Raw genomic sequence first — 11,994 nt, 5'->3', positions numbered from 1 at the left:
GGAGGCGTCACGATGGATACAAATCAATACTTGGAAATGTTTATAGATGAGAGTAAGGAGCATCTACAAGCATGCAACGAACATCTGTTGGAACTCGAGAAAAACCCGCTAGATCTTGCCATTGTAAATGAAGTATTCCGGTCCGCTCATACGTTGAAAGGGATGTCGGCAACAATGGGATATGAAGACATCGCCGATCTTACACATATGATGGAAAATGTATTGGACGCAATCCGTAATTCGAAAATTCGTGTTACAGCTGAAATTTTGGATGTCGTTTTTCAAGCTGTCGATTACCTTGAAGAGATGGTGATGGATATCGCCTCAGGTGGAACCGGCAAGAAGGATGTAACCAAACTTGTTGAATCATTGAACAGGATTGAAGTTGGTGGAGCGGTGGTAGCTGAAACTGCAGCAGCTGTTGTACTAGAAGATAAAGTTAGCCATGAAGATTCACTTCGTTATGATGGGTACGAAATGACTGTCCTTAGTCAATCATTTGAGCAAGGATTTAGCGCATTTGAAATTAATGTGAAACTACGAGACGATTGTTTATTGAAAGCAGCAAGAGTGTATATGGTATTTGAAATACTGGAAAAATCCGGTGAAATCATTAAATCTGAGCCCAAAGTAGAACGGCTAGAAAATGAAGACTTTAACGAAACGTTTACAGTGGCGCTTATTACAAAAGAAGATGCGGATGTTTTGAAAGCCAAAGTATTAAAAGTGTCCGAAATTGAAAGCGTGACTGTCATACCTGTTACAACTGATTACTTGATGCGTGATACAGATGAAGAGTCCGCTAAAGAGTCAGAATCGATTACGCCTACTACTATAGATGCAGATGCTAAAAAAGGGAAACGCAACTCAGGCGTACAATCCGGTAATAAAACAATTCGTGTGAATATTGATAGACTCGATGTTCTCATGAATCTTTTCGAAGAGCTGATCATTGATCGGGGAAGACTTCAATCAATTGCAAGTGAAATCCATAACCCAGAATTGAATGAAACGGTCGAACGGATTACACGTGTATCTGGTGACTTGCAAAACATCATCTTGAACATGCGCATGATACCGGTTGAGACTGTATTCAATCGTTTCCCTAAAATGGTCAGGCAGTTGGCACGTGATCTTAACAAGAAAGTTGAACTCGAAATCATAGGAGCTGAAACTGAACTTGATCGAACAGTTATTGACGAAATCGGGGATCCGCTTGTTCACTTGATTCGTAATGCACTGGATCATGGTATCGAAAGTCCGGCTGAGCGTGTTGCCAAAGGGAAGCCTGAAGAAGGTACTGTAACTTTACGTGCTTATCATTCAGGTAATCATGTATTTATAGAGCTTGAAGACGATGGAGCCGGTGTCAATCGTGAACGTGTACTTGCAAAAGCAATTAAAAGTGGCATTGTAACAAAAGAGACAGCTGAAACACTGACGGACCGTCAAGTAGCTGAACTCATTCTGGCATCTGGATTCTCGACAGCTGAAAAAATTTCGGATGTATCTGGACGTGGTGTAGGGTTAGATGTCGTGAAAAATACCATTGAATCGCTCGGCGGGTTTATGTCAATTGAATCGAAAGAAGGACAAGGTTCCTTATTCCAAGTTCAACTTCCATTAACCTTATCAATCATTTCCGTTATGCTAGTAGAATTGAAAAAAGAAGTGTTTGCAATTCCTTTGTCATCAATCATTGAGACGGCTATCATTCAGACTTCTGAAATTATGAATGCGCATAACCAACAAGTTATCGATTTCCGTGGCAATATCATACCACTATTAAATTTGACGGAAATTTTCGAAATACCAGAACAAAATGGTGAGTTGGATGGCTATCAGTCTGTAGTTATTGTCCGTAAAGGCGAAAGATTAGCGGGACTGGTTGTCGATTCATTCATTGGGCAACAGGAAATTGTGTTGAAATCGCTTGGTAATTATTTGCAAAGTGTATTCGCGATATCCGGTGCAACGATTCTTGGAAATGGACAAGTTGCACTCATTGTCGATTGCAACGCATTGATTAAATAAGCGGGGGTGAAAAATATGACTGATAAACTCAATCAAAAAGAAATGAAAGTAATTGTTTTTCAATTGTTAGATATGGAATATGCCATCAGTGTCGATATCGTTCAGTCAATCGAAAAAGTGCTTTCGATTACCCGGGTTCCCAAAACGCCAGCTTATGTTAAAGGAGTTATTAACCTTAGAGGGATCGTTACGCCAATTGTCGACTTACGTGAGCGGTTTGGTCTCGCATCAAAAGAGATGGATGATAGTACAAGAATAATAATTGTCACTTTAGATGAATATGATGTAGGGCTGATTGTAGATGCTGCGAATGATGTACTCGACATTCCAGTTAATGCAATCGAACCACAACCAGAAGTCGTCGGTACTATAGAGTCAGACTTCATATCCGGCGTCGCTAAAGTGGAAAAACATCTTCTTGTTATGCTGAATCTAGATAAAGTTCTTGAGCCCGTGAAGCGGGTGGCATCAGATGAATTCTGATAATAAAATTACGGACATGCATCTTGATGTCTTGAAAGAAGTGGGGAATATTGGAGCGGCACACGCGGCAACTTCATTGTCACAACTGCTTAACCGTAAAATTGATATGCATGTTCCGAATGTCAAACTTGTGTCATTTGATGAGATGTTTGACCTTGCCGGTGGTGCTGAAACAATAGTAGCTGGAATCTTCCTCCGGATTGAGGGAGATTTGTCCGGCAGTATGTTTTTTGTACTACCCGTGGAATCAGCAAATCACTTCATTAGAAGATTAATTGAGGACGAGACATTCGATTTTGCCTCTCCTAATCTTCTTGAAATAGGAGTTTCCGCCATGCAAGAACTTGGCAATATTCTTTCAGGTTCATATTTGTCCGCACTGTCCGATTTTACGGGCTTGAAAATTTATCCTACAGTACCTTCGTTAAGTGTCGACATGGTTGGTGCAATCGTCAGTTTCGGGCTTATTGAAATCTCTCATTATAGCGATGAAGTCATCGTTATTGACACGCAGATTCGTGAGGAAGGTGAGGAAGGAATTTCAAGTGTAAACGGTCACTTTTTCCTGCTTCCGGACCCCCCATCTTACGTTACTATTTTCCGTTCACTAGGTGTAATGTGAGATGATGATTTTGAACGAGGTAATTCGGGTAGGAATCGCGGATATGAATATCGTCAAGGAACCGATGACAATTAGAACTTCAGGTCTGGGTTCATGTGTCGGAATTGTACTCTACGATGAGCGTAAAAAGATTGCGGGAATGGTACATATCATGCTTCCGGATTCCAGTCTTGGTAAATCGGATCGCATTAATGTCGCTAAGTTTGCGGATACCGGCATTTACGCGTTGATGGAATTGCTCAAGGCGGAAGGTGTCAGACCGATGGCTTTGAAGGCGAAAATTGCGGGTGGTTCACAAATGTTTCAATTCGGTTCAAGCGACACGATTCGCATTGGTCCGCGAAACGTTGAAGCCGTTAAACAAGAATTGAAACGATTGTCTATCCCAATTATTGCTGAAGACACAGGGGGCTCGAGCGGCCGTACAATTGAATTTAATCCTAGAGAATCAATGCTTAACATCCGAACAGTAAATTTAGGAACGAAGGAAATTTGAAGATAGAGCGGATGAATTCTTCCGCTGGATAATTAAGCATGGTGGCTGATTAGTTCAGTCGCCTTTTTTGCACCGAGAAACTATAAATCTCTTGGTCTATGTATAACCAGTGGAAAGTGCTAGTTTACGTCCAGTCCCCCAGCGTCTAGAGGGCCGGTTCATAAAACGCCTTTGAACAGGCACTTGCGCATTTTTTCTGTTTCTTTGCTATAATATGAGTAACTATGACGGAATCACCATGGAAAGTGAGGGATTCGATGTCGAAACAGGATTTGATGGAGGAAGCCGTATGTTGGGACCTGTGGATTCGTAATCGTGATCCCGAAGCAGGAGACATACTTGTCCGTAAGTACACGCCGCTTGTCAGCTATCATGTGCAACGGATTAGCTCTGGATTGCCCCGTAACGTTTCTCGTGACGACATAATGAGTCTAGGACTTCACGGTCTATTTGATGCGTTGACGAAATTCGATCCAGGCAGGGATTTAAAATTTGATACGTATGCATCTTTTCGTATCCGTGGCACCATTATCGATGGCTTGCGGAAAGAAGATTGGTTACCGCGTTCTTCTAGGGAAAAATCCAAAAAACAAGAAGAAGAAATTATGAAGCTTGAGCAAAAGCTGCAACGTCATGCTACACCAGAAGAAATTGCTGAGCACATGGGAATAAGTGTAGATCAGGTATATCAGACTGTCCATGAACATTATTTTTCAAACGTCCTTTCTATTGATGAGAAAGTCAATGACGATGACGATGAAGGACAAAAGTCGTTTATCATAAAGGATGAAGGTACAAAGACTCCTGAGCAGAAGACTATGATGACTGAATTGATTGGTGACTTGACCACTAAAATCAATGAACTAAATAAAAATGAACAGCTTGTATTGAGCTTTTTTTATACAGAAGAAATGACTCTTACAGAAATCGGTGAGATTTTAGGTTTATCTACGTCGCGGATTTCTCAAATTCACTCGAAAGCGCTATTCAAACTTCGCAAACTATTAGCAACTGAAATTGTTGATGGAGGGATCTTATGAGTTTGAAGGGGATTGAACTGCAAATTGCGATACCCAAGACCTTCGATGCGGGAAAAATCGCAGAACAAAAGCACCAACAAACCCAATTAAACTTAGATCATGCCAATTCACTTATGGAACGGCAAGCGTTAAAAGGCAAAGAAACTGTCTTGGAATCGGAAGAGGCAGCGAAGGCGGCGGCAGACGGACATCGACAGGAACATAATCAAGGAGAGTTGCAAAACGGAGACCACCAACAAAATGAAGAGGAAAAGAAGACGATACACCCCTATAAAGGTGCGTTTGTTGACTTTACAGGCTAATGACGATGATAACGATTTTTTTAGTGTTTCTATTCATCATACAAATAATAAGTTTTTACTTCCTAGCTTTGCTTTACACTAAAGTTACGAAGTTTGATGATCTCGAAAAAAAACAGCGCAAGCTTATGACTGAAATGGATAATTCGATTGTCGCATACTTGTCGGAGTTGAAAGACGAGAATGAGCGCTTAATTGAACAGCTTACAGTCCATGCTCAACAACCTGACTTCAAAAAAACAACTGTAAGTGCTTCACAAGAGTCTGCGGCATCAGAAGAAGTTCGACCAGTAATTCGTACCAGCATACCTAAAATGCCAGTTAATCTTGCTCTCAAGTCTTATAAGGCAGCAGGACAGGCCACTGAGGAGTCTAAGGCGCCAGTTGAAGCCGAGGATGCAAGAACACAGGTAATTAGACTGTACGACGCGGGGCAGTCCATAGAAGAAATTGCTAAGCAACTAGGCAAAGGGCGTACAGAGATAGAGTTAATCTTGAAATTCAGATGAAGTATATATGTTAAACAAATGAATACCTATATAAACTAAACGAAGGTGCCTTACAAGGGCAGTCGACGTGAATTTAATAGGATTCTTCAATATAAACTATGAAGGTTGCAATAAAGATAATCATATGGTATATTATCGAATGGTAATACTACACACGTGGACGGACGTCAGGAATGGTGCCGAGAGGTCGTTTTGGCGGATGAGGTGCACGGAGGGAATTAAACCAAAACAGGAGGAATACAAAATGTCAGTTATCTCAATGAAACAACTGCTTGAAGCCGGAGTACACTTCGGTCACCAAACACGCCGCTGGAACCCGAAAATGAAGAAATTCATCTTCGTGGAACGTAACGGAATCTACATCATCGATCTACAAAAAACGGTGAAAAAACTTGAAGAAGCTTACGCATTCATGCGTCAAGTTGGTGCTGATGGCGGTAAAGTTCTATTCGTCGGTACTAAAAAACAAGCACAAGATGCAATTAAAGAAGAAGCTGAACGCGCTGGAATGTATTATATTAACCAACGCTGGCTTGGTGGAACACTTACAAACTTTGGCACAATCCAAAAACGTGTTGCACGTATGAAACAAATCGAGAAAATGGAAGAAGACGGTACATTTGACGTACTTCCTAAAAAAGAAGTTGGACAACTTAAGAAACAACACGAACGTCTTGTGAAATTCCTTGGCGGAATCCGTGATATGAAAGCAATTCCGGATGTTATGTTCGTTGTTGACCCACGCAAAGAACGCATCGCGGTTGCTGAAGCAATCAAATTGAACATTCCACTAGTTGGAATCGTTGACACGAACTGTGATCCAGACGAAATTGACTACATCATTCCTGCGAATGATGATGCAATTCGCGCAGTACGTCTATTGACTAGCAAAATGGCTGATGCTTTGCTTGAATCAAGACAAGGCGAAGACGAAGAAGCGACTCAAGAAGAAACTGTAGCTGCAGAGTAAATCCAGTAAATGAAAAGACGATAAGCGGCTTATACCCTTATCGTCTTTTTTCGGAATTGATGGCATAAATAGGAGGAATGGAAAAAAATGAAAATTACAGCGCAAATGGTTAAGGAATTACGGGAAAAAACAGGTACAGGTATGATGGACTGTAAAAAAGCGTTAACAGAAACAAACGGTGACATGGAAGCGGCAATTGATTTCCTACGTGAAAAAGGTCTTTCTAGTTCTGCTAAGAAAGCGGATCGTATTGCTGCAGACGGTACAACGTATATTCATGTTGACGGTAACGAAGCAATTATTCTTGAAGTGAACGCAGAAACTGATTTCGTAGCTAAAAATGAAGGTTTCCAAACACTTGTAAACGATCTTGCTGTACACCTTCTTGCTACAAAGCCTGCTACAGTCGAAGAGGCAGTTGCATCTACATTGCCAAACGGATTGTCAGTAGCGGATCATATTTCAAACACTGTTGCTAAAATTGGTGAGAAAATTACACTTCGTCGTTATGAAATTCGTACGAAAACAGATAACGATGCTTTCGGACCATATTTGCACATGGGTGGACGAATCAGTGTTCTTACTATTGTTGAAGGTTCAACAGATTCAGATGCAGCAAAAGACGTTGCAATGCACATTGCAGCATTGAATCCGAAATACGTTTCACGTGACCAAGTTTCTGCTGAAGAAGTTGAGCACGAACGTAAAATCCTTACAGAACAAGCGCTTAACGAAGGTAAACCAGAAAACATCGTTGCGAAAATGGTTGAAGGCCGTATCGGTAAATACTTCGAAGATATTTGTGTACTTGATCAGGCATTTGTTAAAAATTCCGATCAAAAAGTTGGCGATTTCGTGAAATCAACTGGCGGTACATTGAAAGAATTTATCCGTTATGCAGTTGGTGAAGGTATTGAAAAACCTGAAGATAACTTCGCAGATGAAGTTATGAGCCAAGTTAAAGGTAACTGAGCCGTTATAGACTAACAAATGGGGAACACATGCGTGTGTTCCCCATTTTTCAAGAGCTAAGAAAGTATAAGTTTTTCAACATGGAACAGTGTCTAGCTCCAGGCGCCTAGGAGATTGGGGCATAAGCCAGTCCGGCTATGTGTGCAAAGAACGCCACGTCACCGGCCCATCTTATGCATGTCGTGGGCCACTACAGGCTGCGTTCATTTATAATAGGCGCTTGTGCTTTTCTTAAGAAAAAAGAATAGATGGAGGATACAAATGAGCAATCCAAAATATAAACGTATCGTCTTGAAATTAAGCGGAGAAGCACTTGCTGGTGATCAAGGTTTCGGTCTATCGCCAGAAGTTATTAAAAACGTTGCAATACAAGTGAAAGAAGTTGTTGACCTAGATGTCGAAGTTGCCGTTGTTGTCGGAGGCGGAAATATTTGGCGCGGTAAAGTTGGCAGTGAAATGGGAATGGATCGTGCGACAGCAGATTACATGGGCATGCTCGCTACGGTTATGAATTCCCTTGCTCTACAAGATTCACTTGAGAAAATTGGCGTTGAAACTCGTGTCTCTTCATCAATTGAAATGAGACAAGTTGCGGAGCCATACATACGCCGCAAAGCAATCCGCCATCTTGAAAAGAAACGGGTCGTCATTTTTGCAGCAGGTACGGGGAATCCGTATTTCTCAACTGATACGACAGCAGCGCTCCGCGCAGCTGAAATTGAAGCGGACGTCATTCTTATGGCGAAAAACAATGTGGACGGCGTTTATTCAGCTGACCCGGCTAAAGATAAGAATGCAGTTAAATACTTAGAACTATCGTTTTTGGATGTCATTAACCAAGGGCTTGAAGTAATGGATTCAACGGCTTCAACTCTATGTATGGACAACGATATCCCACTCGTAGTATTCTCTATTATGGAAAATGGAAATATTAAGAGAGCCGTCCTAGGTGAATCGATCGGGACGGTCGTCAGGAGGAATTTATAATGGCTAACGAAGTAATGGATCAAGCGAAAGATCGTATGGAAAAAGCAATTGGTGGATATACGAGAGAACTAGCTTCTATTCGTGCAGGACGTGCAAGTGCTGCAATGCTGGACAGATTAACTGTTGAGTATTACGGTGCTCCTACTCCAATATCACAGATGGCTGGTATTTCAGTACCTGAGGCACGTCTGCTTGTCATTCAACCCTATGACAAGACAATACTTGCTGATATTGAAAAGGCAATCATGAAATCGGATATCGGAATTACACCTTCTAATGATGGTAGCGTTATCCGCCTTGCTGTTCCAGCATTGACAGAAGATCGCCGAAAAGAACTTGTGAAATCTGTGAAAAAAGAAGCAGAGGAAGCAAAAATAGCGATACGTAATGTTCGTCGTGATGCGAATGAAGATTTCAAGAAACTTGAAAAAAGTAGTTCAATTACTGAGGATGAACTACACCGTTATGGTGAAGAAATCCAAAAGTTGACGGATTCACAAATCGTGAGAATCGATGAAATTGCAAAAGATAAAGAAAACGAAATCATGGAAATCTGATAGAAGAACTTTCTATATTCCGAGACGTCCTTATTTCAGGACGTCTTTTTCTTTGCTTAGGAAATTATAAAGTTCTTGGCTTGTGGATAATTCGTGAATGGTGCTATTCCACGTCGAGACACCAACGCCCCTGAACAGGCGTTTCCGCATTTGTTCTTTATGAACAGCAATAAAAAATGAAATTAACCGTCTAATTTGTTACGATAGAGTATGTACTTGCTCTGATAGTAGCTGAGTGGAGGAAACGATATGCTGGAAAAAATATTTGGGAAAAAAACTGTGGTGGCAGCTAGTTCAATTTCGGACCGAATGACAACTGTTAAAAGCAAGCATATCCCTGCCCACGTGGCGATTATTATGGATGGCAACGGCAGATGGGCGAAACGGCGTAATTTACCAAGAATTGCAGGTCATCATGAAGGGATGAAAAAGGTTCGTGTAATAACACGTATTGCAAATGACCTTGGTGTAAAAGTACTTACACTTTACGCCTTCTCAACGGAAAATTGGAAACGACCGAAACTAGAAATAGATTTCTTGATGAAACTTCCAGGAGAGTTTCTTAGTACCTACCTCCCCGAACTAATTGAGCAAAACGTGAAGGTTGAAATGATTGGAAACTTTGATATGTTGCCTGAACATACGAAAAAAGCAATTAGTAAAGCAATTGAAGAAACAAAGCACAATGACGGTTTAACATTGAACTTTGCCATGAATTACGGCAGCAGGCTTGAACTTGTCGAATCTGTCAAAGAAATTGTGGCACTGGTAGCGGACGGTTCAATTAATCCTGAAGATATTGATGAGTCACTCATTGGATCCCATTTAATGACAGCTCATTTACCGGAACCAGATTTACTGATCCGCACAAGCGGCGAAGTCAGGTTGTCCAATTTCATGCTATGGCAGCTCGCATATGCCGAGCTTTCTTTTACAGACGTGTTGTGGCCAGATTTTGATGAAATATGCATGCTGAATGCGATTGAAGAATTCCAATTGCGAAATAGACGTTTTGGTAGTGTAGAAGGGAATGGAGACGTTTGAAACAGAGGATACTAACGGCAATCGTTGCGCTTATCTTTTTCGTTCCACTAGTTGTAATAGGTGGGTTGCCCTTCACGATTGCAGTTTATGCAATTGCAACAATTGGGTTATATGAACTTTTACGGATGAGGGACATTCAATTAATTTCAATTGAAGGTATTTTGACATGGGTTGCGCTTGCAATATTACTTATGCCTGCCAATTGGAGCGGCACCGTCTTCGAAATGGTTGGTTATACAAAAATCGAAATGACATTTGCTATTGTCCTTATGCTATTGATTTATACAGTTGTTGTTAAAAATCGATTTACGTTCGATCATGCAGCTTTTTCTGTGTTGGGTGTGTTGTATGTCGGAATTGGGTTTTATTATTTGATTGAAACGAGATTATTCGGAATCGAATATGTCGTATATGCTTTGATGGTAATTTGGGTTACGGATTCCGGTGCCTATTTCACAGGTAGAAAAATAGGTAAGCGTAAATTGTGGCCGGAGATCTCCCCGAACAAGACAGTGGAAGGTTTTGTAGGCGGTGTATTGTCAGCTGTTGTTTTTGCTTGCATCTTCCAAATCTACTTCCCTATTGCTTCTACATATATCATACTTATTGTTGTGACGATTATTGCATCGATTGTAGGGCAATTGGGCGACCTTGTCGAATCGGCACTAAAAAGGCATTATGAAGTGAAGGATTCAGGAAAGCTCCTGCCAGGTCATGGTGGGATTCTAGACAGGTTCGATAGTCTCCTTTTTGTACTGCCATTACTTCATTTTCTACACTTTGTAGGATAAGGGAAAGGGTGTCTACATGACAAAGAAAATAAGTCTACTAGGGGCTACAGGCTCCATCGGTATACAGACACTGGATATCATTGGTTCCAACCCCGATAAATTTAAGCTCGTATCTTTTTCAGCTGGTTTGAATATCGATAGTGTAAGGGAAATTGCTTCAGCGTATCATCCACAAATGATATCTGTAATAAGATGTGAAGATGCCGAAATGCTGAAAACGGAATTTCCCGCTATCGAATTTGTTTACGGAGATGATGGCCTTGTTGAAGTTGCGGCACGTACGGGTGCCGATATACTGCTTAATGCCGTCATCGGCAGTGTTGGGCTTAAACCAACACTTGAAGCAATCCGCGCTGGGATAACTATCGCTATTGCCAATAAGGAAACACTTGTCGCAGCAGGAGAAATCGTTATGAGCGAAGCCCGTAAATACGGTGTACCGATTTTACCTGTGGATAGTGAGCATTCAGCACTTTTCCAAGCGTTGAACGGTGAAGATCCGAAACGTATTTCTAGGCTTATTTTGACGGCTTCAGGCGGAAGTTTCAGGGATCTTACCCGGGCAGAACTTGCAAACGTGACGCTTGAACAGGCTCTTGCCCATCCTAATTGGTCAATGGGCAATAAATTAACAATCGACTCGGCGACCATGTTGAACAAGGGGCTTGAAGTGATTGAGGCACATCATCTTTTTGCAATGCCTTATGAAAAAATTGATTGTTTGCTTCATAAGGAAAGTATCATCCATTCGATGATCGAGTTCGAAGACACAAGTGTCATGGCACAACTTGGTTCACCAGATATGCGCGTACCTATCCAATATGCTTTGACCTATCCAGATCGGATTCCGATGCAAAACGCGAAACCGCTTCGTCTCGAAGAAATTGGAATGTTGCATTTCGAGAAAATGGATCTAGTTCGTTTTAAGGCGTTGGGACTTGCATATGCTGCTGGTAAAGAAGGTGGTACAATGCCAGCTGCCATGAATGCTGCAAATGAAGTGGCTGTAGCGTTGTTTATGAATGGTCGTATTCCATTTGTGCAAATTGAAGACATCATTGAACGGGTAATGGAGGCGCATCGAACAATTCTAACTCCGAGTCTTGAAGCAATTTTGGAAACAGATTCGCTTACTCGAAAAATGGTGTATGCTATGGTAGAATGAGTTTTTTAGAAACGGCCAAAGAGGT

At 41.4% G+C, this 11,994-nt stretch carries 14 protein-coding genes; all 14 read left to right on the top strand.

Annotated elements, in window-relative coordinates; translation table 11 throughout:
- Positions 1-12: 12 nt before the first annotated feature.
- The 14 genes from MKY15_RS00805 (at position 13) to MKY15_RS00740 (ending at position 11,969) form a co-directional block, all read left to right on the top strand.
- Positions 13-2,034 carry a chemotaxis protein CheA gene (locus tag MKY15_RS00805; protein WP_067211199.1) on the top strand — a complete coding sequence of 674 codons (2,022 nt, stop codon included), beginning with the start codon at positions 13-15 and terminating at the stop codon, positions 2,032-2,034.
- A 15-nt stretch (positions 2,035-2,049) separates the two neighbouring features.
- The gene (locus tag MKY15_RS00800) at positions 2,050-2,517 is read left to right on the top strand and encodes a chemotaxis protein CheW (RefSeq protein ID WP_067211196.1); all 468 of its coding nucleotides are present in this window, start codon (positions 2,050-2,052) and stop codon (positions 2,515-2,517) included.
- Entirely contained in the window at positions 2,507-3,139 is a 633-nt protein-coding gene (locus MKY15_RS00795; protein ID WP_338655890.1) for a chemotaxis protein CheC, read from the top strand. Before MKY15_RS00800 ends, MKY15_RS00795 begins: the two co-directional genes overlap by 11 nt.
- Position 3,140: 1 nt before the next feature.
- A complete protein-coding gene (locus tag MKY15_RS00790; protein ID WP_338655891.1) occupies positions 3,141-3,635 on the top strand; it encodes a chemotaxis protein CheD in 495 nt (164 codons plus the stop codon).
- 257 nt (positions 3,636-3,892) lie between these two features.
- On the top strand, positions 3,893-4,675 hold the full coding sequence (locus tag MKY15_RS00785; RefSeq protein WP_342538736.1) for a FliA/WhiG family RNA polymerase sigma factor: 783 nt from the start codon (positions 3,893-3,895) through the stop codon (positions 4,673-4,675).
- Positions 4,672-4,977: an RNA polymerase subunit sigma gene (locus MKY15_RS00780; RefSeq protein WP_187045381.1), complete on the top strand. Its 306-nt coding sequence runs from the start codon at positions 4,672-4,674 to the stop codon at positions 4,975-4,977. Before MKY15_RS00785 ends, MKY15_RS00780 begins: the two co-directional genes overlap by 4 nt.
- Positions 4,978-4,982: 5 nt before the next feature.
- A complete protein-coding gene (locus MKY15_RS00775; protein WP_342538735.1) occupies positions 4,983-5,483 on the top strand; it encodes a hypothetical protein in 501 nt (166 codons plus the stop codon).
- A gap of 244 nt (positions 5,484-5,727) precedes the next feature.
- Positions 5,728-6,453 carry a 30S ribosomal protein S2 gene (rpsB, locus tag MKY15_RS00770; protein ID WP_067211184.1) on the top strand — a complete coding sequence of 242 codons (726 nt, stop codon included), beginning with the start codon at positions 5,728-5,730 and terminating at the stop codon, positions 6,451-6,453.
- 87 nt (positions 6,454-6,540) lie between these two features.
- Positions 6,541-7,425: a translation elongation factor Ts gene (gene tsf / locus MKY15_RS00765; protein ID WP_067211181.1), complete on the top strand. Its 885-nt coding sequence runs from the start codon at positions 6,541-6,543 to the stop codon at positions 7,423-7,425.
- Between the two features lie 261 nt (positions 7,426-7,686).
- Positions 7,687-8,412, top strand: a complete 726-nt coding sequence (gene pyrH / locus MKY15_RS00760; protein WP_067211178.1) for a UMP kinase — start codon at positions 7,687-7,689, stop codon at positions 8,410-8,412.
- A complete protein-coding gene (gene frr, locus MKY15_RS00755) occupies positions 8,412-8,969 on the top strand; it encodes a ribosome recycling factor (RefSeq protein WP_067211177.1) in 558 nt (185 codons plus the stop codon). The genes pyrH and frr overlap by 1 nt, the downstream gene beginning before the upstream one ends.
- Positions 8,970-9,218: 249 nt before the next feature.
- Entirely contained in the window at positions 9,219-10,013 is a 795-nt protein-coding gene (locus tag MKY15_RS00750; RefSeq protein ID WP_187045379.1) for an isoprenyl transferase, read from the top strand.
- Positions 10,010-10,804: a phosphatidate cytidylyltransferase gene (locus MKY15_RS00745; protein WP_187045378.1), complete on the top strand. Its 795-nt coding sequence runs from the start codon at positions 10,010-10,012 to the stop codon at positions 10,802-10,804. The genes MKY15_RS00750 and MKY15_RS00745 overlap by 4 nt, the downstream gene beginning before the upstream one ends.
- A 16-nt stretch (positions 10,805-10,820) precedes the next feature.
- Positions 10,821-11,969: a 1-deoxy-D-xylulose-5-phosphate reductoisomerase gene (locus tag MKY15_RS00740; RefSeq protein WP_342538732.1), complete on the top strand. Its 1,149-nt coding sequence runs from the start codon at positions 10,821-10,823 to the stop codon at positions 11,967-11,969.
- Positions 11,970-11,994: the final 25 nt, after the last annotated feature.

This window comes from Sporosarcina sp. FSL K6-1540 (assembly GCF_038620285.1).
Classification (GTDB): Bacteria; Bacillota; Bacilli; order Bacillales_A; family Planococcaceae; genus Sporosarcina; species Sporosarcina psychrophila.
Note: the sequence above shows the minus strand (reverse complement) of the source record. Positions and strands in the feature narration are given on the sequence as shown.

What these genes read in the sequence shown, in the direction of transcription:
- MKY15_RS00780 (WP_187045381.1), top strand. Translation starts at nt 4,672, where the DNA reads ATGAGTTTGAAGGGGATTGAACTGCAAATTGCGATACCCAAGACCTTC.
- MKY15_RS00750 (WP_187045379.1), top strand. Translation starts at nt 9,219, where the DNA reads ATGCTGGAAAAAATATTTGGGAAAAAAACTGTGGTGGCAGCTAGTTCA.
- MKY15_RS00785 (WP_342538736.1), top strand. Translation starts at nt 3,893, where the DNA reads ATGTCGAAACAGGATTTGATGGAGGAAGCCGTATGTTGGGACCTGTGG.
- pyrH (WP_067211178.1), top strand. Translation starts at nt 7,687, where the DNA reads ATGAGCAATCCAAAATATAAACGTATCGTCTTGAAATTAAGCGGAGAA.
- rpsB (WP_067211184.1), top strand. Translation starts at nt 5,728, where the DNA reads ATGTCAGTTATCTCAATGAAACAACTGCTTGAAGCCGGAGTACACTTC.
- frr (WP_067211177.1), top strand. Translation starts at nt 8,412, where the DNA reads ATGGCTAACGAAGTAATGGATCAAGCGAAAGATCGTATGGAAAAAGCA.
- MKY15_RS00805 (WP_067211199.1), top strand. Translation starts at nt 13, where the DNA reads ATGGATACAAATCAATACTTGGAAATGTTTATAGATGAGAGTAAGGAG.
- MKY15_RS00775 (WP_342538735.1), top strand. Translation starts at nt 4,983, where the DNA reads ATGATAACGATTTTTTTAGTGTTTCTATTCATCATACAAATAATAAGT.
- tsf (WP_067211181.1), top strand. Translation starts at nt 6,541, where the DNA reads ATGAAAATTACAGCGCAAATGGTTAAGGAATTACGGGAAAAAACAGGT.
- MKY15_RS00800 (WP_067211196.1), top strand. Translation starts at nt 2,050, where the DNA reads ATGACTGATAAACTCAATCAAAAAGAAATGAAAGTAATTGTTTTTCAA.
- MKY15_RS00740 (WP_342538732.1), top strand. Translation starts at nt 10,821, where the DNA reads ATGACAAAGAAAATAAGTCTACTAGGGGCTACAGGCTCCATCGGTATA.
- MKY15_RS00795 (WP_338655890.1), top strand. Translation starts at nt 2,507, where the DNA reads ATGAATTCTGATAATAAAATTACGGACATGCATCTTGATGTCTTGAAA.
- MKY15_RS00790 (WP_338655891.1), top strand. Translation starts at nt 3,141, where the DNA reads ATGATGATTTTGAACGAGGTAATTCGGGTAGGAATCGCGGATATGAAT.